This is a genomic window from Mycolicibacterium doricum (genome assembly GCF_010728155.1).
GTDB classification, from domain to species: domain Bacteria; phylum Actinomycetota; class Actinomycetes; order Mycobacteriales; family Mycobacteriaceae; genus Mycobacterium; species Mycobacterium doricum.
On the sequence record NZ_AP022605.1, the window covers coordinates 2,309,339 to 2,330,047 of the forward strand.

The 20,709-nt window shown below is 68.7% G+C and carries 22 protein-coding genes; 10 read left to right on the top strand and 12 right to left on the bottom strand.

Features of this window, described 5'->3' with window-relative positions:
- Positions 1-573: 573 nt before the first annotated feature.
- The 3 genes from meaB to mutA are packed head-to-tail and all read right to left on the bottom strand — an operon-like array spanning position 574 to position 5,711.
- Positions 574-1,563 (bottom strand): methylmalonyl Co-A mutase-associated GTPase MeaB, encoded by a 990-nt coding sequence (gene meaB / locus G6N07_RS11295; protein WP_085187679.1) that lies wholly within the window; start codon positions 1,561-1,563, stop codon positions 574-576.
- A 1-nt stretch (position 1,564) separates the two neighbouring features.
- Positions 1,565-3,847, bottom strand: coding sequence for a methylmalonyl-CoA mutase (gene scpA, locus G6N07_RS11300; protein WP_085187676.1), 2,283 nt, complete (start codon positions 3,845-3,847; stop codon positions 1,565-1,567).
- Position 3,848: 1 nt separating this feature from the next.
- Positions 3,849-5,711, bottom strand: coding sequence for a methylmalonyl-CoA mutase small subunit (gene mutA, locus G6N07_RS11305; protein WP_179959980.1), 1,863 nt, complete (start codon positions 5,709-5,711; stop codon positions 3,849-3,851).
- Between the two features lie 151 nt (positions 5,712-5,862).
- Between mutA and G6N07_RS11310 the strand changes: the two genes are divergently transcribed.
- The 4 genes from G6N07_RS11310 (at position 5,863) to G6N07_RS11325 (ending at position 7,991) form a co-directional block, all read left to right on the top strand.
- The gene (locus G6N07_RS11310) at positions 5,863-6,591 is read left to right on the top strand and encodes a TVP38/TMEM64 family protein (protein ID WP_235849505.1); all 729 of its coding nucleotides are present in this window, start codon (positions 5,863-5,865) and stop codon (positions 6,589-6,591) included.
- A gap of 127 nt (positions 6,592-6,718) precedes the next feature.
- The gene (locus tag G6N07_RS11315) at positions 6,719-7,438 is read left to right on the top strand and encodes a hypothetical protein (protein WP_133055512.1); all 720 of its coding nucleotides are present in this window, start codon (positions 6,719-6,721) and stop codon (positions 7,436-7,438) included.
- A gap of 2 nt (positions 7,439-7,440) precedes the next feature.
- Positions 7,441-7,812, top strand: coding sequence for a hypothetical protein (locus G6N07_RS11320; protein ID WP_085187667.1), 372 nt, complete (start codon positions 7,441-7,443; stop codon positions 7,810-7,812).
- Positions 7,809-7,991 carry a hypothetical protein gene (locus tag G6N07_RS11325; protein WP_163784177.1) on the top strand — a complete coding sequence of 61 codons (183 nt, stop codon included), beginning with the start codon at positions 7,809-7,811 and terminating at the stop codon, positions 7,989-7,991. Before G6N07_RS11320 ends, G6N07_RS11325 begins: the two co-directional genes overlap by 4 nt.
- Here G6N07_RS11325 and G6N07_RS11330 read toward each other — a convergent pair.
- From G6N07_RS11330 to G6N07_RS11340, 3 genes are read right to left on the bottom strand one after another with little or no spacing between them, the layout of a single operon-like run.
- Complete coding sequence (locus tag G6N07_RS11330; RefSeq protein WP_085187661.1) at positions 7,981-8,343, bottom strand: DoxX family protein; 363 nt, start codon at positions 8,341-8,343, stop codon at positions 7,981-7,983. The two genes, G6N07_RS11325 and G6N07_RS11330, sit on opposite strands and share 11 nt — an antisense overlap.
- Positions 8,340-9,518 carry an SPFH domain-containing protein gene (locus tag G6N07_RS11335; RefSeq protein ID WP_085187658.1) on the bottom strand — a complete coding sequence of 393 codons (1,179 nt, stop codon included), beginning with the start codon at positions 9,516-9,518 and terminating at the stop codon, positions 8,340-8,342. Before G6N07_RS11335 ends, G6N07_RS11330 begins: the two co-directional genes overlap by 4 nt.
- 15 nt (positions 9,519-9,533) lie before the next feature.
- Positions 9,534-9,968 carry an NfeD family protein gene (locus G6N07_RS11340; RefSeq protein WP_085187655.1) on the bottom strand — a complete coding sequence of 145 codons (435 nt, stop codon included), beginning with the start codon at positions 9,966-9,968 and terminating at the stop codon, positions 9,534-9,536.
- A 59-nt stretch (positions 9,969-10,027) separates the two neighbouring features.
- Here G6N07_RS11340 and G6N07_RS11345 point away from each other — a divergent pair, with 59 nt between their 5' ends.
- The gene (locus tag G6N07_RS11345) at positions 10,028-10,891 is read left to right on the top strand and encodes an Rv1486c family protein (RefSeq protein WP_085187652.1); all 864 of its coding nucleotides are present in this window, start codon (positions 10,028-10,030) and stop codon (positions 10,889-10,891) included.
- Positions 10,892-10,904: 13 nt separating this feature from the next.
- Here G6N07_RS11345 and prcA read toward each other — a convergent pair whose 3' ends face one another.
- The 5 genes from prcA to arc form a co-directional block, all read right to left on the bottom strand.
- Positions 10,905-11,651, bottom strand: coding sequence for a proteasome subunit alpha (gene prcA, locus G6N07_RS11350; protein WP_085187649.1), 747 nt, complete (start codon positions 11,649-11,651; stop codon positions 10,905-10,907).
- Positions 11,648-12,601 (bottom strand): proteasome subunit beta, encoded by a 954-nt coding sequence (gene prcB, locus G6N07_RS11355; RefSeq protein WP_085187646.1) that lies wholly within the window; start codon positions 12,599-12,601, stop codon positions 11,648-11,650. Before prcB ends, prcA begins: the two co-directional genes overlap by 4 nt.
- Entirely contained in the window at positions 12,598-12,789 is a 192-nt protein-coding gene (locus G6N07_RS11360) for a ubiquitin-like protein Pup (RefSeq protein WP_085187929.1), read from the bottom strand. The genes prcB and G6N07_RS11360 overlap by 4 nt, the downstream gene beginning before the upstream one ends.
- Positions 12,790-12,899: 110 nt before the next feature.
- Complete coding sequence (gene dop / locus G6N07_RS11365) at positions 12,900-14,399, bottom strand: depupylase/deamidase Dop (protein ID WP_085187643.1); 1,500 nt, start codon at positions 14,397-14,399, stop codon at positions 12,900-12,902.
- A gap of 62 nt (positions 14,400-14,461) precedes the next feature.
- A complete protein-coding gene (gene arc, locus G6N07_RS11370) occupies positions 14,462-16,309 on the bottom strand; it encodes a proteasome ATPase (RefSeq protein WP_085187640.1) in 1,848 nt (615 codons plus the stop codon).
- 146 nt (positions 16,310-16,455) lie between these two features.
- Between arc and G6N07_RS11375 the strand changes: the two genes are divergently transcribed.
- The 3 genes from G6N07_RS11375 to G6N07_RS11385 are packed head-to-tail and all read left to right on the top strand — an operon-like array spanning position 16,456 to position 17,807.
- Complete coding sequence (locus G6N07_RS11375) at positions 16,456-16,953, top strand: MTB12 family secreted protein (protein WP_179959981.1); 498 nt, start codon at positions 16,456-16,458, stop codon at positions 16,951-16,953.
- A 26-nt stretch (positions 16,954-16,979) separates the two neighbouring features.
- Positions 16,980-17,507, top strand: coding sequence for a lipoprotein LppK (locus tag G6N07_RS11380; protein ID WP_085187926.1), 528 nt, complete (start codon positions 16,980-16,982; stop codon positions 17,505-17,507).
- A 3-nt stretch (positions 17,508-17,510) separates the two neighbouring features.
- Positions 17,511-17,807 carry a DUF503 domain-containing protein gene (locus G6N07_RS11385; RefSeq protein WP_085187634.1) on the top strand — a complete coding sequence of 99 codons (297 nt, stop codon included), beginning with the start codon at positions 17,511-17,513 and terminating at the stop codon, positions 17,805-17,807.
- A 9-nt stretch (positions 17,808-17,816) separates the two neighbouring features.
- Here the strand turns inward: G6N07_RS11385 and G6N07_RS11390 are convergent, their stop codons facing one another.
- Positions 17,817-18,668: a tRNA (adenine-N1)-methyltransferase gene (locus tag G6N07_RS11390; RefSeq protein WP_085187631.1), complete on the bottom strand. Its 852-nt coding sequence runs from the start codon at positions 18,666-18,668 to the stop codon at positions 17,817-17,819.
- Positions 18,669-18,753: 85 nt separating this feature from the next.
- On the opposite strand from G6N07_RS11390, the gene G6N07_RS11395 reads away from it, so the two are divergent.
- Positions 18,754-19,587: a RecB family exonuclease gene (locus G6N07_RS11395; RefSeq protein ID WP_085187628.1), complete on the top strand. Its 834-nt coding sequence runs from the start codon at positions 18,754-18,756 to the stop codon at positions 19,585-19,587.
- Positions 19,584-20,387 carry a thioesterase family protein gene (locus G6N07_RS11400; protein ID WP_085187924.1) on the top strand — a complete coding sequence of 268 codons (804 nt, stop codon included), beginning with the start codon at positions 19,584-19,586 and terminating at the stop codon, positions 20,385-20,387. The genes G6N07_RS11395 and G6N07_RS11400 overlap by 4 nt, the downstream gene beginning before the upstream one ends.
- Positions 20,388-20,709: the final 322 nt, after the last annotated feature.

Sequence of the window (20,709 nt, forward strand, 5' to 3'; positions counted from 1 at the left end):
GAGCAGCCCACAGCGTATTTGCGCGGTCAACATCACCGTGGCCGGGCAGACGGTCGGCGGACGGCCCTCGGTGTGCTGATTCTGTGCGCAAGGCAGCACTTGTGGGCAATGGCAACCCGGGGGTGAATAACAACGTTGTCGCGATTGCCGCCATCGGCAGAGGCGTTCAGACCCTGACGCGCCACCGTCCGCGAAGCCGCTAGCCCGTCAGGGTAAGAACGTTTTCCCTTGGCGCGCAAAGGCTTCCAAGGAGAACATCCGTCGTCAGCAATTCTGGTGAGATGGCCCACAACCGGTCCCCGAGGGATGCACAGGAGGGGATTGGCGACCCTACCCGGCAATCGGTTTGGGACGGCCAGCAGGAGGCCGAGGTTGCCGTCGCGACGCCGTTGGCCGACGACGCGATCTCCGCGTCGAGAAACGGGATGTCGCCCTCCCGTGTACGCCCCGCCTCCAAGTGACGGCCGGAGAACGGCTGAGAGGTTCCTCAGGGGTATGGATGTGCCCAGGGGTATCGATGTGCCCACACCACGAGTTGATTGAACAGATTGTTATCGAACGTCAACGGCCAGGTCAGGCCCCGGACCAGTGAGCGGCGTCGAGGATCTGGCGGGCGGCCAGCGCCGGGGTAAGTTCACCGTCGCGAACCTGACGTTCCACCTCGGCGCGGATTCGGCGCACCTCGGGATGGGTCAGCACGCGGTCGAGGACCGCGTCACGGACCATCGACCAGGTCCACTCGACCTGCTGCGTACGCCGACGGCTCTCGAACTGCCCCGCTTCGCGCAGCACGTCGCGATGTTGGAGCACCTTGTCCCACAGCTCACGCACCCCCTCGTCGTGCAGTGCGCTCATCGTCAGCACCGGCGGGCGCCACAGCGTCTCGCGGGGATAGATCAGCCGCAATGCGGCGGTCAGCTCACGGGCCGCGGACTTCGCCTCCGTGGCGTGCTCGCCGTCGGCCTTGTTCACAACGACGATGTCGGCGAGTTCGAGCACGCCCTTCTTGATGCCCTGCAGCTGGTCACCGGTGCGGGCCAGCGTCAGGAACACGAACGTGTCGACCATGTTCGCCACCGTCACCTCGGACTGTCCCACGCCGACGGTCTCGACCAGGACCACGTCGTATCCGGCTGCCTCGAGCAGCACGATCGTCTCGCGGGTGGCCTTTGCCACCCCGCCGAGAGTGCCCGAGGTGGGTGACGGGCGGATGTAGGCGTCGGGATGTACGGCGAGCCTGGCCATCCGCGTCTTGTCCCCGAGGATCGAGCCGCCCGTCCGGGTCGACGACGGATCCACCGCCAGCACCGCGACCCGGTGCCCCTGCTCGACGAGGTACATGCCAAGCGCTTCGATCGCGGTCGATTTCCCGACGCCCGGCACCCCGGTGATGCCCACGTGCATCGATTCCCCCGCCTGCGGCATCAGCTCCAGCAGCAGCTCCTGCGCCCGCTCGCGGTGGTCGGCGCGGGCCGACTCGACAAGCGTGATCCCCTTCGCCAGTGCGGACCGGTCACCGCTGCGGATCGCTGCGGACAGCTCGGCGACGGTCGGAACCGGCATGTCAGGCGGTCAGGTCGTAGCCGAGCCGCTCGGCGAGCTTGTGCAGCAGCCCCGTAGCGGCGTCGGCGATCACGGTTCCCGGCGGGAAGATGGCCGCGGCACCGGCAGCGCGGAGCTCATCGAAGTCGCCGGGCGGAATCACCCCGCCGACGACCACCATGATGTCGGGCCGGCCCACCGCGGCCAGCGCGTCGCGGAGCGCGGGTACCAGCGTCAGGTGCCCAGCGGCCAGCGACGAGACGCCTACGACGTGGACGTCGTTGTCGGCGGCCTGCTGGGCAACCTCGTCGGGTGTGGAGAACAACGACCCCACATCGACGTCGAACCCGATGTCCGCGAACGCCGTGGCGATGACCTTCTGGCCGCGGTCGTGGCCGTCCTGCCCCATCTTGGCCACCAGGATGCGGGGCCTGCGGCCGTCGGCCTCGGCGAACTTTTCCACGAGTTCGGTGGCGGACGCCATGTTCGTGGCCTTCCCGGCTTCGTCGCGGTAGACGCCCGAGATCGTGCGGATCTCGGCGACGTGGCGGCCGTAGACCTTCTCCAGCGCGTCGGAGATCTCCCCCACGGTCGCCTTGGCACGTGCGGCGTTGATCGCCAGCGCCAACAGATTGTTGCCCAGCCCGTCCTCACCGGCCGGCCCCTGTGCCCCTGCCGCCCGAGTCAGCTCGTCGAGCGCCGTGCGGGTGGCGTCCTCGTCGCGTTCGGCGCGCAACTGCTCCAGCTTGGCGAGTTGCTCGGCACGGACCCGGCTGTTCTCGACCTTGAGCACCTCGATCTCGTGGTCCTCGGTCACCTGGTACTTGTTGACGCCGATCACGGTCTGTGCACCCGAGTCGATGCGCGCCTGGGTGCGAGCCGCGGCCTCCTCGATGCGCAGCTTCGGGATGCCCTCGCTGATCGCCTGTGCCATTCCACCATGCGCGACGACCTCGCCGATGTGCATCCGCGCCGCGGTGGCCAGCTGGTGGGTCAGCCATTCGACGTAGTACGACCCGCCCCACGGGTCGATCGGCCGGGTGGTGCCAGACTCCTGCTGCAGCAGCAGCTGGGTGTTGCGGGCGATGCGGGCCGAGAAGTCGGTCGGCAGCGCCAGCGCCTCGTCGAGGGCGTTGGTGTGTAGCGACTGCGTGTGCCCCTGGGTGGCGGCCATCGCCTCGATGCAGGTGCGCGCCACGTTGTTGAAGGGATCCTGCGCGGTGAGCGACCAGCCCGAGGTCTGCGAGTGGGTGCGCAGCGACAGCGACTTCTCGTTCTTCGGGTCGAAATCGGCGACCAGCTCACTCCACAGCAGCCGGCCGGCCCGCAGCTTGGCAACCTCCATGAAGAAGTTCATCCCGATGCCCCAGAAGAAGGACAGTCGCGGGGCGAATCGGTCGATGGACAGCCCCGCGTCGAGGCCGGCCTTGATGTACTCGACACCGTCGGCCAGCGTGTAGGCAAGTTCCAAATCGGCCGTGGCACCCGCTTCCTGGATGTGGTAGCCCGAGATCGAGATCGAGTTGAACTTCGGCATCTTCGCGCTGGTGTAGCCGAAGATGTCCGAGATGATCCGCATTGACGCCGTGGGCGGATAGATGTAGGTGTTGCGCACCATGAACTCTTTGAGGATGTCGTTCTGGATGGTCCCGGCCAACTTCTCCGGCGGTACCCCCTGCTCCTCGGCCGCCACGACGTAGAGCGCCAGGATCGGCAGCACTGCGCCGTTCATCGTCATCGACACCGACACCGACGACAGGTCGATGCCGTCGAAGAGCTGCCGCATGTCGAGGATGGAGTCGATGGCCACCCCAGCCATGCCGACGTCTCCCTGCACCCGCGGGTGGTCGGAGTCGTATCCGCGGTGGGTGGCTAGGTCGAACGCCACGGAGAGACCCTTCTGGCCGGCCGCCAGGTTGCGCCGGTAAAACGCGTTCGACTCGGCGGCGGTCGAAAAGCCGGCGTACTGCCTGATGGTCCAGGGCTGGTTGACGTACATCGTCGGGTACGGCCCCCGCAGGAACGGCGGCGCGCCCGGGAACGAGTCCAGCGGGTAGCCCGCCGCGGCGGCGGCAGCGCGGTCGGCGGCGACATAGACGGGTTTGACGTCGATGCCCTCGGGTGTCACCCAGTCGAGTTGCTCAGGGGTGTACCCGTGCGCGGCAGCGGCGGCTGCGATGTGGTCGGCGACGGCCGCGTCGTTCGGCGGTGCGCCGGTGTGCTCACCGTGCAGTGGGACGTCGGCGAAGCTCCTGACTCCTGGGGCTGCCGGAGCCGGCGTGCCGGCGAGGTCGTTGGCGGTCATCTCAGGCCCCCAATCGGGCGAGGAGGTTCGACAGGGCCGCGACCGCGTCGATCTTGGCGGTCAGGTACTCGTCAGGCTTCGGGTCCGCCTCCGCCCACTCACCCAGGGCTTTCTCCGGGCCGGCGAGGTAGACGCGGGTGACACCGGCCGCACGGGCGGCCGCCACCACACCGGCGGCGTCGGTGCCGTAGCGCGCATCGGTGCCGCAGATCACCGCAACCGACGGGCTGCCCGCGGCCGCCACCGCCTGCGCGACATCGGCAGCGCCGACGGTGCCCGGATTGACGGCCTCGATCCCGCCGGAGGCGAGCAGGTTGGTGGCGAACGTGGCGCGGATGTTGTGTTCGGCCAGCGGACCGAGCGGCAGCAGCAGCACCATCGGGCGGGCCCCGGTGCTCTCCATGAATGCGTCGGAGCGGTCGCGCAGCGCCTCGAACCCGGCCGCGTAGCGGGCGACGGCCGTCAACGCCTCACCCGGCGGCAGCGCGGGTTCGTCGATGTTCGGGTACTCGTTGACTCCGGTCAGCGCAGTGCGTCGATGCGCGATGTCGTCGGCGCGCCGGGCGGCGATCTCGGCGATCTGCTCGGCGACGTGATGGTGCGCGGCGACGAACCCCCCGCGGGCCTCGATGTCCTGGAAGTGGCTCCACGCCTGCTCGGCCAACCGAGCGGTCAGATCCTCGACGAACCACGAGCCGCCCGCCGGATCGAGCACCCGGCCGATGTGGGATTCCTCGAGCAGCAGCAACTGGGTATTGCGGGCGATGCGGCGGGCGAACGTCCGTGAGGTGCCGGGGAAGCCGTCCGGGATCGCCACGTCAAACGGGTGCACCAGCACGGTGTCCGCTCCGCCGACGCCGGCGGAGAAGGCCGCCAGGGTGGTGCGAAGCATGTTCACCCACGGATCACGCTTGGCCATCATCGGCAGCGAGGACATCGCGTGGACGGTGGCCGCGCCCACGTCGGCGGCGCCGACGACCTCGCACACGCGGGCCCACAGCAGCCGCGCGGCCCGCAGCTTCGCGATCGTGATGAACTGGTCGTCGTCGGCGGCGAATCGGAAGCTGATCTGGCGTACGGCGTCGGCGATGTCGAGCCCGCCCTGGTCCAGCAGGCGCAGGTACGACACCCCCGCCGCGACGGCGCCAGCGAGTTCCCAGGAGGGGCTCGCCCCCCGGTTGTGCAGCGCCGGTCCGTCGACGGTGATGGCCCGCACGTGGCCGTCGTAGCCGGTGACTCCGGCCGCCGTCGACACGACGTCCGCCACCTCCGGGGCCGGCCGGTCACTGAACGGTGTGGTGAGCGGGTCGGCGCCCAAATCCACCGAGAGCCGTTCGCGCTGTTCGGCATCGAGATCGGTCAACAGCGCCAGCAGGGCCTCGGTGGCGGCGGTGTAATCGGTGCCGGCCTCCAGTTGTACCGGGACCAGGTCGAGAAACACCGAGTCGAGGAGCCGTCCGAGGTCGGCTGGCGCCACACCGTCGGCTCCGACACGCAGCACCAGCGCGCTGACGCCTTCGGTGAGGCCGAGCAGCACCGCACCGTTGGCCTCGGCGGCGCTCCCCGGGGCGGCCGGAAAGGTCTCGGCGACCTTCCACCCGGACTTCACGTCGCGCGCGGCGTCGGCACCGCGCACGTACGGCCACTGCCCGGGCAGCGGCGGCTCGGGCAGCTCGTCGAGGCTGGTGTAGAGCGGGCGGATCGCGAAACCGTCGTAGGTCGGCGAATCGAGCAGCCGCTCGGGTTCGGCGGGCAGGTCGGCGGGATCTTTGCGGGCGCTCTTGGCCAGCACCCCGGCTACCGCGGAGCGCCACTGCGCCAGACCGGACTCGACAGCACTGGCCCCCTGCACAGACACCGGCATTCTCCTGTTGTCGCAGTGTGTGACTTGACGTATCCGCGTGTGACTGACGTATCCGCCCACCAGGCTAAATGATGGTGGTCACGGTGCTTCCCGCCGGTCGGCCGACGTGCCGGGCATCACCCGACGGCTCCGAGCCGTAGGCTTTGTGAATGTGAAAGCCGTCGTCAAGACCTTGCAGGCAGTGCAAGCGACGGTGGCCGCCGCAGACCTGCAGGTACCGCGTCGGCACCTCATCGCGCTCGCCGCCGCGATTGTGATTCTCGTCGCACTCGCCTGGTGGCTTCCGATCCCCAACGCGCTGGAGCTGCGCGACTGGGCGACGTCGGTTGGCGCCTGGTTCCCTCTCGTATTCCTGGCCACCCACGTCGTGGTGACGACGTTTCCGTTCCCCCGAACGGCCTTCACCCTCGCCGCCGGGCTGCTTTTCGGCCCGCTGCTGGGCATCGCGATCGCGGTGGCGGCGAGCACCGTCAGCGCGCTGCTCGCGGTCCTGTTGATCCGCGCGCTGGGCTGGCAGCTGAACAACCTGGTCAGCCACCCCGCCGTCGACCGCATCGACGTGCGGCTGCGGCGTCGCGGCTGGCCGTCGGTGATCGCACTGCGGCTGATCCCGGCCGTGCCGTTCGCCGTACTGAACTACGCCGCGGGCGCGTCGGCGGTCCGACTGCTCCCCTATTCGCTGGCGACCCTCTTCGGTATGGTGCCGGGCACCGCGGCGGTGGTGATCCTCGGCGACGCGCTTACCGGCCAGGTCAATCCGCTGCTGGTGCTCATCTCCGCGGCCACCGCGAGCATCGGCGTGGTGGTGCTGTTCTACGAGAACCGCTTGCAGCGCAGGCTTACCGTCGGTGTCCCCCGAAGGTGCGAACTCCGCCCTTAACCGACGCGGATGCATACTGCCGCCGCTACATTGCTGGCCATGGCGGTACTTGGGGCGGACGTCGGAGACCTGCGGACATTGGCCGACGAAATGGGCCAGGGCCGCCCGCCGGCTCGACTCGGTGCGCATGGTGTTGGGCCAGCAGCTCGGCCTGCCGCTGGGGTCGCGCGGACCGGACGCCGAGCGCTTCGGACAGCAGTGGCGCTATGAGGGTTCTCAACACCTGGCTTCCGCCGCGGCGGGACTCGACAACGCCGCCGCGGCGCTGCGCCGAAACGCGCTCGAGCAGGAGGTGGCCGGTGGGGTGGTCTGCGCAGATGTGCAGACCGGACGGGCGGACGTGTTCTCGGCCGAGGACCTGTTCGACACGAACAACGTCTTGTCCACCGCAGCCGGATATTTCGAAACCATCAGCGGGTCGAAGCTGCCCGGTCCGATCGGCCAGGTCATGACGGGCCTCGGCGTGCTGGGATCCGGTGGCGACGTGGCGGACCTGCTGGGCGAGGACACCGGCGGGCGACGCATCGTCGGTGGGCTCGGGATGAGCTCGCTGATCCTCGGGCTGGCCGACCTGGCCAAGCTGCCGACCAATCCGCTCGGCCTTGCCCTCGGCGTGGCGGGCGGCTTCATCGAGGCCACGATTCCGCTCGGCGAGAAAGATTACGACGAGGTACTCGACATGGGCTCCCACCACATGTTCGGCCGCGACGCCGAGGATCTAACCACCGCTCAGCGGGACATGCTGAGTCGTCGCTATGAGGGACCGATCGGGGTGGCCAACATGATCTCCGACAAAATGGACACCACCGCCGAGAAGGTCAAAGACTTCTTCGGCAGGCTCTTCTGACCATGACTGCCGAGGTCTACACCGAGATCGCGCTGGCCGAACTGGGCCATCTGACCGCCGGGGCCGGCGGTGATCCGGCGATGCTCGACGGCGCGCTGGGCACGACCACGTACTTCGGCCGCGAAGACGTTCTGGCGCTGGGTCGGCGTCTGCACCGTGCGCGTGTCGGCGGGAGCGATGCCCCTGGGCACGCGGAAACGGCGGCCTACTTCGACGCGGTCGCTTCCGTGCTCGCCGCCGACCCGGCGATCACCGTGGTCAACGTCGGACCGCAGCGCAGCGCAGCGTGCTCTACTTCGCCGCACCGGGATGCCACGTCGAGGTGGCGATCGTCGACGGTCGCGCGTTCCTCGCGCTGCACGCCGGCGAGGTGAGCATCGACGCCTCTGCCGAACTCACCGTCGTCATCCGTCACCGGGCCGGGTTGCCGCGCCGCCACCTCGCAATCAACGGCGGCTCGGTCGCCGTCAGCGACGACGGGAACGGCTGGCGACGAATTGATCTCGAGGGCCGGTCTCCCGCCGAGGTGCTGCGGGACTTCGTCACCGGGTGACGCGCGCGGGACCCTTCACGGTCATCGCGCCGAAGAGCACGAGCAGCGACGACGAGGCGACCAGCCCAGGGCTCCAGTCCCGGACCCGAAGGTGGGAACCGGCCGCGAGCATGAAGTAGATCGTCAGCATGAAGGTGGTCAGTCGCGCCAGCGGTGGCCAGCCGAACACCGACAGCAAACCGACCGCGCTCGCCGCCTTGACGACCGGGATGAGCGGCCGCAGATTCTCCGGGAGCCCGACGTCGTCGAATGTCTTCTTGATCGGCGCGATCGGTTTGACACAGGCCACCGCGTCGACGGCCTGCATCGCCGCGAGCACGGCGTAGGTCCGCCTGGAATTCAGTGCGTTCATTGGTCAGCGCTGCCGTGGCGGGGTGCGTTCAGCTCGCTGAGCGGCTCGGTGGACGAAAGCAGGCCGGGCCCCTGTACCGGGGTACGGGCCTGCGCCTCGGCCTCGGCGACCGCCTGCGCGATCGCGGGATCGGTCTCGGTGGAGAACCAATCGGCCACTTCCTCCCAGTCGTCCTCGGCTGGCGGCCGGTCATCGTCGGGCGAGGGGGTGTAGCGGATGACACCATCCTCTCCCGGGGCCCCCAGCAGTTTCGTGAAACCGCCCAGTGCGCCGGCGAAATCGCTGGGCACCACCCAGACCTTGTTCGCTTCGCCCCTGGCCATCTCCGGCAGCGTCTGGAGGTACTGGTAGGCCAGCAGTTCGGGGGTCGGCCGGGCCGCCTTGATGGCCGCGAACGTCTTCTCGATGGCCTTCGCCTGCCCCTGGGCCTGCAGGTAGGCCGCGGCCCGCTCACCCTGCGCCCGCAGCATCCGTGACTGGCGCTCGGCCTCGGCGCCGAGGATCGCGGCCTGTTTGGCGCCCTCGGCGGCGAGGATCTGCGCCTGCTTCTGACCTTCCGCCTGTTTGATGGCCGCTTCGCGGCTGCCTTCGGCGGTCAGGATCATCGCCCGCTTCTCGCGGTCGGCGCGCATCTGCTTCTCCATCGAGTCCTGGATCGAGGGGGGCGGGTCGATCGCGCGCAGTTCGACGCGGGCCACCCGCAGACCCCACCGGTTGGTGGCCTCGTCGAGCACCCCGCGCAGCGCGGTGTTGATCTGGTCGCGCGAGGTCAGTGTCTGCTCCAGCGTCATCCCACCGACCAGGTTGCGCAGCGTGGTGGTGGTGAGCTGCTCGACGCCGACGATGTAGTTGCTGATCTGGTAGACGGCAGCCTGCGGCTCGGTGACCTGGAAGTAGACGACGGTATCGATCGCGACCGTCAGGTTGTCCTCGGTGATCACCGGCTGGGGCGGGAAGGACACCACCCGCTCGCGCAGGTCCACCCGGGCGCGGATCTTGTCGATGAACGGGATAAGCAGCGTGAGCTGGCCGCTGACCGTGCGGCTGTAGCGGCCGAGTCGTTCGATGACTGCGGCCTCCGCCTGCGGGATCAGCGCGACCGATTTCGCCACCACGATGACGGCGAACACGACCAGCACCAACAACAGGACCAGGCCGGCGACGGCACCATCCATATCGGACTTCCTTCGCTAGGGGTTCTTCCAGACCACCGCGGTGGCGCCGTCGATCCGCATGACGGTCACCTGGTCGCCCGGTTCGTACACATCGTTGTCATCCAGCGGCCGGGCCGTCCAGACCTCGCCCTCGAGCTTGACCTGGCCGACGTGCCGGGCGACCCGGTCGAGCACCAGTGCGGTCTTGCCTTCCAGCGCCTTGGCGGGCTCCGGCAGCCCGACGCCGGAGTAGAAGCGTCTCCGCAACACCGGCCGGACCACCCCCAGCAACAGCACCGACACCAGCAGGAACACCACGCCGTCGGCCCAGATCGGCCAGTCGAACAACCAACTTGTCCCCGTGGCCGCCAACGCACCACCGGACAGCATGAGCAGGAACATGTCACCGGTGAGCGCCTCTGCCCCGGCCAGCACGATCGCGAGGACGAGCCAGATCAGCCAAACGGGCATGACGCCAGCGTAACGCGTGAGCGGCTACTCCAGCGGCGAACAACTACACTGCGGGCATCATGTGGTGTCCCAGTGCAACGCTGGCGGTGTGGGCCAATTCGTGGCTCGCGGGTACCGCCGCGCCCGACGACGTGCTCGACTCGCTCTCCGTTTGGGCGCCAAGGCATTCCGTGACCGCCTACGATTCCGCCGCGGCGGGCCGGACCGGTCTGCCGTGGCCCGATCTCAACGGCACCGGCGCGGTATCGCTGTTGCAGACGCTGCGCACCGCGGCCGGTCCCGCACCATCCGGCCCTTCGCTGTCCGTCGCCCTTCCGGTACCCGGTGATGTGCGCGGACTGCCAGCGGGCACCCAATTCCAACGCGATGCGATCGCCGTCGGCGAGGCGCTCATCGTCACCGACCCACACCTCCCGTCGACCGCGGTGGGTCTTGTCCCCGATTTCGAGTTCGACGACGACGACAGCGACGATTCCGGGCTCGATCCCGAGGTGTCGGCGCTGTCGTGGACAGTCTATTCGGCGCCTGCGACGCCGCTCGCCGCGCACATCGACCTCGGTGAGGCGGAGTACGAACTACGTTCGGCGGTACGTGCGGCCGCCGAGGCCCTCGGCACCCTGCGTGCCGGTATGGGTGGTGGTGCCGACGTCGACGATCCGCGGGGTCTGGTCGAACAGGCGCTGGAGTCCGGGCGGGGGCACCGCCTGCCGGAGCACACACCGAACCGAGCCGTGCGGGTGCTGGAGAACGCCGCCCACGTGTACGCGATCATCACGGTGAGCTCTGGACTCATGCCGATTGGCCTGCAGAACTCGTCGGAGGTGCAGATCGCCAACGACGCACTGCGTCCGCTGGTGGGCGTGGTGCGCGCGGCACGGATCGCCGCGCTGACCGCGATCCTGCACTCCGCCTGGCGGCGCTAGCCCATCCGGTGGGTCACTCGGCGGGTTTCTCCGTCGCATCCCCGGACGGTGCCGGATCCCGTTGCGGCAGGAGTGCTTCCAGGGCTGGTCCGGTGATCCGGCGAAACGCCCGACGGGGCCGGTTGGCGTCGAGGATGGCGACCTCGAGAGTCGACGGACCCAGCGTGCGGGTTTCGGAGCCGTTACCACCGGACTCGAGGGCGTCGACGGCGATGCGCACCGCGTCGGCGAGTTCAGCCTTCTCGGTGTAGGAGTCGTTGAGCTTGGCGATGATGGGCTCGGTCGTCCCACCCATCACCACGAAGTGGGGTTCGTCGGCAATCGACCCGTCGTAGGTGATCCGGTACAGCTCCGGGGCTTTGGACTCGCCGAAGTGGGCCACCTCGGCCACACACAACTCGACCTCGTAGGGCTTGGCCTGTTCGGTGAAGATCGTGCCGAGGGTCTGCGCGTAGACGTTGGCCAGTTGGCGGCCGGTCACGTCGCGGCGCGAATAGGCGTAGCCCTGGGTGTCGGCGAACCGGATCCCGCCGCTGCGCAGGTTGTTGAACTCGTTGAACCGCCCGACCGCGGCGAAGCCGACGCGGTCGTACAGTTCGCTGACCTTCTGCAGCGACCGCGACGGGTTCTCCGCGACGAACAAGACGCCGTCGGCATAGGCCAGCGCCACGACGCTGCGGCCCCGACTGATCCCCTTGCGTGCGAGCTCGGATCGCTCGCGCATCGCCTGCTCAGGCGAAATGAAATACGGGAAACTCACGAATCTGTACCTCGCGGCGCATGCGCGTCAGGGCCGAAAGTATCGGCTCGGGAACGGTTCTGGATCACTTCACGGGCCAGCTCGGCGATCCTCTCCTGGGTGACCTCTTCGGCCCCGTCGGCGGTGATCAGCACGGCGGTCGGGAAGATGCCGCGCACCAGATCCGGCCCGCCGGTGGCCGAATCGTCGTCGGCGGCATCGTAGAGCGCCTCGACGGCCACGCGCAGCGCCGAATCAGCATCGTTCACCTGGTGGTAGAGCTTCTTCATCGAGGACTTGGCGAAGATAGAGCCCGAACCCACAGACTGGTAACCCTCTTCTTCGAGGTTGTGCCCGCCCGCGGCGTCGAACGAAACGATGCGCCCCGCAGCCTGCGAATCGGGGTCGTCGAGATCGAAGCCGGCCAGCAACGGCAGGGCCACGAAACCCTGCAGCGCGGCACCGAGATTGCCACGCACCATGGTGGCGAGCCGGTTCACCTTGCCCGCGAATGTGAGCGCGACACCCTCGAGCTTCTCGTAGTGTTCGAGCTCCACGGCGTACAGGCGCGCGAACTCGACCGCGATGGCAGCAGTGCCCGCAATGCCGGTCGCCGTGTAATCGTCGGTGATGTAGACCTTCTGCACGTCCCGGCTGGCGATCATGTTGCCCTGCGTGGCGCGCCGGTCACCAGCCATCACCACACCGCCGGGGAATTTCAGCGCGACGATCGTGGTGCCGTGAGGTAGCGAGTCGGTAGAAGTGCCGTGAGGCACCGAGTCGGTAGAAGTGCCGTGAGGCGTCACGTGTGCGTCGACGGCGAACGGCAGCAGGTGCGGCGCCTGGCGGCGCAGCATGTCAGAGAAGGACGACAAGTCCATGGGTACGGAGGGAACCCCTCGGGTCGTAGAGTGGAGTGGATGTCCGGGGAGGTGAGGGAAGGCCAGCTGCTCGAAGTGCGGCCAGGTCACTGTCCGCCCTTTTGGACGTAAGCGCGCACAAAGTCCTCGGCGTTCTCTTCGAGGACGTCGTCTATCTCGTCCAGCAGGTCGTCGGTCTCCTCGGTGAGCTTTTCGCGACGCTCCTGCCCGGCGCCGGCGCCGCCGGAGAGGTCGTCGTCCTCGCCACCGCCGCCACGCTTGGTCTGCTCCTGCGCCATCGCCGCCTCCTGCACTTGTCATCGGCGGGCTCACAGCCACCCGCCGGTTCCTCCACAGTACCGGTCGACGTTCGGATTGCCGGGGATAGCCGGGCGTTCGGAATGGACGGTCAGGTGGCGGTGAGCTGCTCGACGAGCTCGACTGCGCTGTCGACTGAGTCGAGCAGGGCCCCCACGTGCGCCTTGCTGCCGCGCAGCGGTTCCAGCGTCGGGATCCGTACCAGCGAATCGCCGCCGAGATCGAAGATCACCGAGTCCCAGCTGGCGGCTGCGATATCGGCGCCGAACCGGCGCAGGCACTCACCCCGGAAGTACGCGCGGGTGTCGGTGGGCGGGCTGTCGACAGCGTCGAGTACCTGCTGTTCGGTGACCAGACGCTTCATCGACCCGCGGGCGACCAGTCGGTTGTACAGCCCCTTGTCCAGCCGGACGTCCGAGTACTGCAGGTCCACCAAGTGCAGCCGGGGCGCCGACCAGCCGAGGTTCTCCCGGTGCCGGAACCCTTCGAGCAGCCGCAGCTTGGCCGGCCAGTCGAGGATCTCGGCGCACTCCATGGGGTCGCGCTCGAGCAGGTCCAGCACGTCGGCCCAGGTCTCGACGACGTGGGAGGCTCGCGGGTCGGGGTCGCGGGAGTCGACCAGCTTGGCCACCCGGTCGAGGTAGATGCGTTGCAGCGCCAGCGCCGTGAGCTCACGGCCGTCGGCGAGCGCGACCGTCGCCCGCAGCGACGGATCCCGGCTGATCACGTGCACCGCGTGCACCGGCCGGGCCAGCGCCAGGTCCGACAGGTCCATCCTCTCCTCGATGAGGTCGAGGACCAACGAGGTGGCGCCCAGCTTGAGATAGGTCGAGGTCTCCGCCAGGTTCGCGTCGCCGATGATGACGTGCAGGCGCCGGTACTTGTCGGCGTCGGCGTGCGGTTCGTCGCGGGTGTTGATGATGCCGCGTTTGAGCGTGGTCTCCAGACCGACCTCGACCTCGATGTAGTCGGCGCGCTGGGACAGCTGGAAGCCGGGTTCGTCACCCGAGGGCCCGATACCGACCCGGCCCGACCCGGTGACCACCTGGCGTGACACCAGGAACGGGGTAAGCCCGGCGATCACCGCGGAGAATGGGGTCTGACGGCTCATCAGGTAGTTCTCGTGCGACCCGTAGGACGCGCCCTTGCCGTCCACGTTGTTCTTGTAGAGCTGCAGCTTGGCCGCGCCCGGCACGCTCGCGACGTGCCGCGCCGCGGCCTCCATCACCCGCTCTCCGGCCTTGTCCCAGATCACCGCGTCGAGCGGATCGGTGCACTCCGGTGCGGAGTACTCGGGGTGGGCGTGGTCGACGTAGAGCCGGGCACCGTTAGTCAGGATCATGTTGGCGGCGCCGACCTCGTCGGCGTCGACGACCGGGGGCGAGCCGGATGCGCGGCTCAGGTCGAAGCCGCGGGCGTCGCGCAGCGGCGACTCCACCTCGTAGTCCCACCGGGTCCGCTTGGCCCGCTGGATACCGGCCGCCGCCGCGTAGGCCAGAACCGCCTGCGTGGACGTCAGGATCGGGTTGGCGGTCGGATCGGACGGTGAGGAGATACCGTATTCGACCTCGGTTCCGATGATCCGCTGCATGACCTCAGCCTAGGCGACGCGCACCGCGACCGGGTGAGCGGCGGGCCGCCGACAGCCACGGCCTACAGGTACTGGCCGAGATTCGACTCCGTGTCGATCGCTCGGTTGGCGCTGCTGCTCTTGCCGGTGACCAGCGTGCGGATGTAGACGATCCGCTCACCCTTCTTACCCGAGATCCGCGCCCAGTCGTCCGGGTTGGTGGTGTTGGGCAGGTCCTCGTTCTCGGCGAACTCGTCGACGATCGAGTCGAGCAGATGCTGGATCCGCAGCCCCTTCCTGCCGGTCTCGAGCACAGACTTGATCGCGTACTTCTTGGCGCGGTCGACGACGTTCTGGATCATCGCGCCGGAGTTGAAATCCTTGAAGTACATGACCTCTTTGTCGCCGTTGGCGTATGTGACCTCGAGGAAGCGGTTGTCGTCGATCTCGGCGTACATCCGGTCGACCACCTTCTCGATCATCGCCTTGATCGTCAGCGACCGGTCCCCACCGAACTCCGCCAGATCGTCTTCGTTGACCGGCAGTTCCTCGGTGAGGTACTTGCTGAAGATGTCCTGCGCCGCCTCGGCATCCGGTCGCTCGATCTTGATCTTGACGTCCAGGCGGCCGGGTCGCAGGATCGCCGGGTCGATCATGTCCTCACGGTTGGAGGCGCCGATCACGATGACGTTCTCCAGGCCCTCGACACCGTCGATCTCGCTCAGCAGCTGCGGGACCACCGTCGTCTCCACGTCCGAGCTGACGCCGGTACCGCGGGTGCGGAAGATCGAGTCCATTTCGTCGAAGAACACGATCACCGGGGTGCCCTCGGACGCCTTCTCCCGCGCCCGCTGGAAGATCAGTCGGATGTGCCGCTCGGTCTCGCCGACGAACTTGTTCAGCAGCTCGGGGCCCTTGATGTTGAGGAAGTACGACTTCGCCTCGCGGGCGTCGTCGCCGCGCACCTCGGCCATCTTCTTGGCCAGGGAGTTGGCAACCGCCTTGGCGATCAGTGTCTTACCGCAGCCGGGCGGACCGTAGAGCAGCACGCCCTTGGGCGGCCGCAGCGAGTATTCCCGGTAGAGCTCCTTGTGCAGGAACGGCAACTCGACGGCGTCGCGGATCTGCTCGATCTGGCGGGTAAGGCCACCGATGTCGCTGTAGGCCACGTCGGGCACCTCCTCGAGCACCAGATCCTCGACCTCGGCCTTGGGAATGCGCTCGAAGGCGTAACCGGCCTTGGTGTCGACCAGCAGCGAATCACCCGGGCGCAGCCGGCGAGGCCGGTCGTCTTCGAGTTCCGGGCCGGCGACCTCGGCGTCGGGCAGGTGCTCGACCGACACCAGCGGCTCGGCCAGCCAGACGATGCGCTCCTCGTCGGCGTGACCGACGACCAGCGCGCGGTGTCCGTCGGAGAGGATCTCGCGCAGGGTGCTGATCTCGCCGACGGCCTCGAACGTGCCGGCCTCGACCACGGTCAGCGCCTCGTTGAGGCGGACGGTCTGCCCTTGCTTGAGCGCCTTGACGTCGATGTTGGGTGAGCAGGTCAGCCGCATCTTGCGTCCGGAGGTGAACACGTCGACCGTGTCGTCCTCGTGGGCGGCGAGCAGGACGCCGTAGCCGCTCGGGGGCTGCCCCAGCCGGTCGACCTCCTCACGCAGCGCGAGCAGTTGCTGCCGCGCCTCCTTGAGGGTGTCCATCAGCTTCGCGTTGCGCGCGGCGAGCGAGTCGATGCGCGCTTCGAGCTGGTGGACGTCACGGGCACTGCGCAGACCGCTCTGCGGGCCTACCGCGTTCTCGAGCTGCTCTCGGAGGGCGGTCGCCTCGCGGCGCAGCTCCTCCAACTCCGCGGCGTCCTCACTGGACAGGCCGGACTCGTGGGGTGTCGTGAAACCGTCTTCTCTGGCTTCGTGACGCTGTGACTCACTCATGTTGCGCCCCTTTCCCACACCGAATAGTGGTGCAGTAACAACTTCAACGCTACCGGCGATTCAGACTTTGTGTGTGGCGTCGGGATTCGACACACCCCCAGCACTGTTAACCTCGGACCCGAGCTAGACCGATCGAAAGGACACCCGTGACCCTGAAAACCCTCGTAACCGGCGTTGCAGCAGCCGCTGTAGTAGCAGGTGGCGCGACAGGTGTGACCTCCATTGCATCGAATACGGTGGCTCCGGCAGCCCTGCCCGCCGTGGCGCCCGTCGTGTTCGGCGTGCCCGTGCCCCAGGTTCCGGCACCCGACCTGGCAGGTCCGCTGACCCAGACGCTGCAGGCCCTCGCCGGACCCGGGTCCTTCCGGGGTAAGGCGCCGTTCATCCAGGGCGGCATCGGGAGGGTCGAAGCGGTCGGCGCCGACCGCGCGTACCAGAACGCGGCCGCGCAAGGCAAGTTCCCGCTGAGCTTCAGCGTCGCCAATGTCGACCAGAACGGCGGCGTGGCCACGGCCGACGTCACCGCGACCGCGGCTACCGGCGGCGTCGCCACGCAGAACATCGTCTTCGTCGCCGGCCCCAGCCCGAGTGGCTGGCAGGTGTCGAGAAGCTCCGCCCTGGCGTTGCTCTCGGCGGTCGGCTGAGCCGTCCGCCGGTGCCGCACCGCACCATGACCGCAGTAGTCCGAAGCGCCGTCACCGTTCTGGTGGCGGCGTTCGGCCTTTCAGTCGGTCTGGGCGGCTGCGGTAGCGACAAACCGCCGGCCCCCGCCCCGTCGCCGGTGGCCTCCACCCCGGCCGCGGCAGCGGCTCCTGCGGTGCCCGCGCCCCTGCCGCCACCCAGCGCGCTGACCGACGTGCTGTACCGGCTGGCCGATCCCAACGTGCCGGGCACCGAGAAACTCGGCCTGGTCGAAGATGCCGGACCCGGCGACGCGGCGACACTCGACCGCTTCGGCAAGGCGTTGGCCGACAATGGCTATCACCCGATGACCTTCGACGCGGCCGACCTGGCGTGGGCGGCGGCGGCCGACGACGTGGTGGCCACCGTGATCGCCAGGACGCCGCCGGGCCGCACCGGTGGCGACTTCACGTTCCCGATGGAATTCGCGCGTACCCCCGACGGCGGTTGGCAGCTGACCCGCGACAGCGCCGACACGCTGCTCGAGGTGGACGCCGGCCAGGGACCGCCGCGCTGAAACATGTGGATCGGTTGGCTGGAGTTCGACCTTCTCCTCGGTGATGTGCGTTCACTCAAACAGAAGCGTTCCGCGATCCGGCCGGTGATCGCCGAACTGCAGCGACGGTTCACCGTCTCGGCGGCCGAGACCGGCGCTCAGGATCTGCATCGCCGGGCCGGTATCGGGCTGGCCGTCGTGGCCGCCGACCTCGCGCATGTGGTGGACGTGCTCGACGCCGCCGAACGGCTGGTCGCCGCCCGCCCGGAGATGGAGCTGCTCTCGGCACGCCGCGGTCTGCGGCGCAGCGACGATGATTAGTCCGCGGACCTAGTCGGTCGCCTCCGTCGGCACGGCCAGCTGCCGCTTGCGCCGCAACGGGACCGGGGCGATGGCTCCGGGCGCCAGCCGGCGGGCACTGATCAGGAACGCGGTGTGGCCGCGCATGGTGTGCTGTGGCCGGACCGCCAGTCCGACGACGTACCAACCGCGCTGCATGCTTTCCCACGCGCGCGGTTCGGTCCAGCACTGCTGTTGGCGCAACGCCTCCACGGCCCGCGACAGCTGCGTGACGGTCGCGACGTAGATCATCAACACGCCGCCCGGCACGAGGTTGCGGGAGACGGTGTCGAGCACCTCCCACGGTGCGAGCATGTCGAGCACGACACGGTCGACCTCACCGCCGGTGTAGTCGTTGAGATCCGCCATGACCAGGTCCCAGTTGTCCGGCCGTTCACCGAAGAACGTGTCGACGTTGTGCGCGGCGTGCACCGCGTGGTCGTCGCGCACCTCATACGACGTCACCTGGCCCTGCGGTCCGACCGCCCGCAGCAGCGAGCAGGTGAGCGCACCCGAACCGGCGCCGGCTTCGAGTACGCGGGCCCCGGGGAAGATGTCACCCTCGTGGACGATCTGTGCGGCGTCCTTGGGATAGATGACCTGTGCGCCACGCGGCATCGACATGACGTAGTCGACGAGCAGCGGGCGCAGCACCAGGAATTGGTCGCCGCTGGTGGATTTGACGACGCTGCCCTCGGGCAGCCCGATGACGCTGTCCAGCGCGATCATGCCGCGGTGGGTGTGGAACTCCCCCCCGGGCGTCAGCAGCATCGTGTAATGCCGACCCTTGGCGTCGGTGAGTTGGACGCGGTCTCCGACGGCGAACGGACCGGTTCTGGGCATAGCCGCCAAGCCTGCCAGTCGGGGCGCCGCCACGGGTCCGCGGGGTTGCGCGGATCTGTCGGAGACTCGCCCTAGGCTGCTGAGCATGAGGGAGCAGCCCGCGCCGGTCCGGCGTCCCGCGCTGTCGCCGTCGCGCGCCGCCGACTTCAAACAGTGTCCGCTGCTGTACCGGTTCCGCGCGATCGACCGACTGCCCGAGCCGCAGTCCACTGCCCAGCTGCGCGGCTCGGTGGTGCACGCCGCGCTCGAACAGCTCTACGCGTTACCCGCCGCGGACCGCGGCCCCGACACGGCGCTGACCCTGGTGGCGGCGGCCTGGGACCGGGTGATCGCCGAACGGCCCGAGGCGGTGGCGGACATCGAGCCCGCGCTGCGCGACGCCCTGCTCCGGGAAGCCCGCACGCTGTTTGCGGGCTACTACCGCCTGGAGGATCCGACCCGGTTTGACCCGCAGTGCTGCGAACAGCACGTCGAAGCCGAACTGGATGACGGGACGCTGCTGCGCGGGTTCGTCGACCGCATCGACGTCGCCCCGACCGGTGAACTGCGGGTGGTCGACTACAAGACCGGTAAGGCGCCGCCGGAGGCGCGGGCGCTGGCCGAGGCGAAGGCGCTGTTCCAGATGAAGTTCTACGCGGTGGCGCTGCTGCGCTCCCGCGGAGTGCTGCCAACCCGGTTGCGGTTGCTCTACCTCGCCGACAGTCAGGTACTGGACTATTCGCCCGATCTCGAGGAGCTCATCCGCTTCGAGCGCACGTTGACCGCGATCTGGCGGGCGATCCTGGCGGCAGGCGCCACCGGCGATTTCCGACCCAAGCGGTCACGGCTGTGTGGTTGGTGCAGCCACCGCGCGCTGTGCCCGGAGTTCGGCGGCACACCGCCGCCCTACCCCGGTTGGCCCGAAAGGCCGGCGGCATGATCGGCCATCTCTATCACCGGTTGCCGGACGACCCGTCGGACAGCGGAGGCCTCGCCGCATTCGAATCGACCGCCGACACCCGCAGCAACTGGGACCCGGCCATCCAGCACGGGTCACCGCCGCTGGCGTTGCTCACGAAGGCCATCGAGGATCTCGCGGCCGGCAGTGAGTTGCGGGTCGGACGGCTCTCGCTCGACATCCTCGGCGCGGTACCGGTGGCCCCGGTCTGGGTGCGCGCGGAGGTGCTGCGGCCGGGTAACCGGATCTCGCTGATCGCGGCCGACATGCTCGCCGGCCGCCCCGACGGCAGTCTCCGCACGGTCGCGCGGGTGACGGCGTGGCTGCTCGCGCGGAGTGACACCGCCGACGCCGCCATCGATCGGTATCCGCCGCTGGTGGAAGGCGAGGCGTCGGACGTCTCGCATGCCTGGGAGAGTGCACCGGGCTATCTGGAGACGGTGAGCTGGCGCCGGCAGGCCGACGACGCGACGTCCGCGGTAGCGTGGTTGACCCCGCTTGTACCGCTCATCGACGACGAACCGACGACAGCGCTGCAGCGGCTGGCGATGGTGGTGGACTCGGCGAACGGAATCGGTGCGGCACTCGATCCGCGGGAGTTCATGTTCATGAACACCGACACCGTCGTGCATCTGCACCGTCTGCCCGAGGGGTCGGATTTCGCGCTGCGCAGCCGCGGGTCGATCGGTCCCGACGGCATCGGCGTCACCACAGCCGAGATCTTCGACCGCCGGGGATTCATCGGAACCTCCGCCCAGACGCTGCTGGTGCAGCGGCGGTGAGGACGGCCTGGTCGGCCAGTTCCAGCCGGCGTGGGCGCTGTCCGAGCTTCACCTGTCCGCGGTCACCGCGACGACTCCCTCTGCAGCCCGCGAATCGTGCGAACCCTGCCGTTCCTGATCGCCGTGGTGTGTGTGTTCGGCGATCACGGACCCGCCGAACGCGGGCAGTGGTCGCGGCCGCGCCACGATTGACGCGCCGCCTCCCTCGACCGAGTCGCCGCCTACCTCGCTGGTGACCCACTACCGGAATGGGGGGGCACGGGCCGGCGGTGTCAGGACGGCACCTCGCACCACAAGGTGGCTGCCTGGTTCACCAACTCGG

Coding starts and splice junctions, on each gene's coding strand:
- meaB (WP_085187679.1), bottom strand. CDS start 1,563: ATGCCGGTTCCGACCGTCGCCGAGCTGTCCGCAGCGATCCGCAGCGGT.
- scpA (WP_085187676.1), bottom strand. CDS start 3,847: ATGACCGCCAACGACCTCGCCGGCACGCCGGCTCCGGCAGCCCCAGGA.
- mutA (WP_179959980.1), bottom strand. CDS start 5,711: ATGCCGGTGTCTGTGCAGGGGGCCAGTGCTGTCGAGTCCGGTCTGGCG.
- G6N07_RS11315 (WP_133055512.1), top strand. CDS start 6,719: ATGGTGTTGGGCCAGCAGCTCGGCCTGCCGCTGGGGTCGCGCGGACCG.
- G6N07_RS11320 (WP_085187667.1), top strand. CDS start 7,441: ATGACTGCCGAGGTCTACACCGAGATCGCGCTGGCCGAACTGGGCCAT.
- G6N07_RS11330 (WP_085187661.1), bottom strand. CDS start 8,343: ATGAACGCACTGAATTCCAGGCGGACCTACGCCGTGCTCGCGGCGATG.
- G6N07_RS11335 (WP_085187658.1), bottom strand. CDS start 9,518: ATGGATGGTGCCGTCGCCGGCCTGGTCCTGTTGTTGGTGCTGGTCGTG.
- G6N07_RS11340 (WP_085187655.1), bottom strand. CDS start 9,968: ATGCCCGTTTGGCTGATCTGGCTCGTCCTCGCGATCGTGCTGGCCGGG.
- G6N07_RS11345 (WP_085187652.1), top strand. CDS start 10,028: ATGTGGTGTCCCAGTGCAACGCTGGCGGTGTGGGCCAATTCGTGGCTC.
- G6N07_RS11360 (WP_085187929.1), bottom strand. CDS start 12,789: ATGGCGCAGGAGCAGACCAAGCGTGGCGGCGGTGGCGAGGACGACGAC.
- dop (WP_085187643.1), bottom strand. CDS start 14,399: ATGCAGCGGATCATCGGAACCGAGGTCGAATACGGTATCTCCTCACCG.
- arc (WP_085187640.1), bottom strand. CDS start 16,309: ATGAGTGAGTCACAGCGTCACGAAGCCAGAGAAGACGGTTTCACGACA.
- G6N07_RS11380 (WP_085187926.1), top strand. CDS start 16,980: ATGACCGCAGTAGTCCGAAGCGCCGTCACCGTTCTGGTGGCGGCGTTC.
- G6N07_RS11385 (WP_085187634.1), top strand. CDS start 17,511: ATGTGGATCGGTTGGCTGGAGTTCGACCTTCTCCTCGGTGATGTGCGT.
- G6N07_RS11390 (WP_085187631.1), bottom strand. CDS start 18,668: ATGCCCAGAACCGGTCCGTTCGCCGTCGGAGACCGCGTCCAACTCACC.
- G6N07_RS11395 (WP_085187628.1), top strand. CDS start 18,754: ATGAGGGAGCAGCCCGCGCCGGTCCGGCGTCCCGCGCTGTCGCCGTCG.
- G6N07_RS11400 (WP_085187924.1), top strand. CDS start 19,584: ATGATCGGCCATCTCTATCACCGGTTGCCGGACGACCCGTCGGACAGC.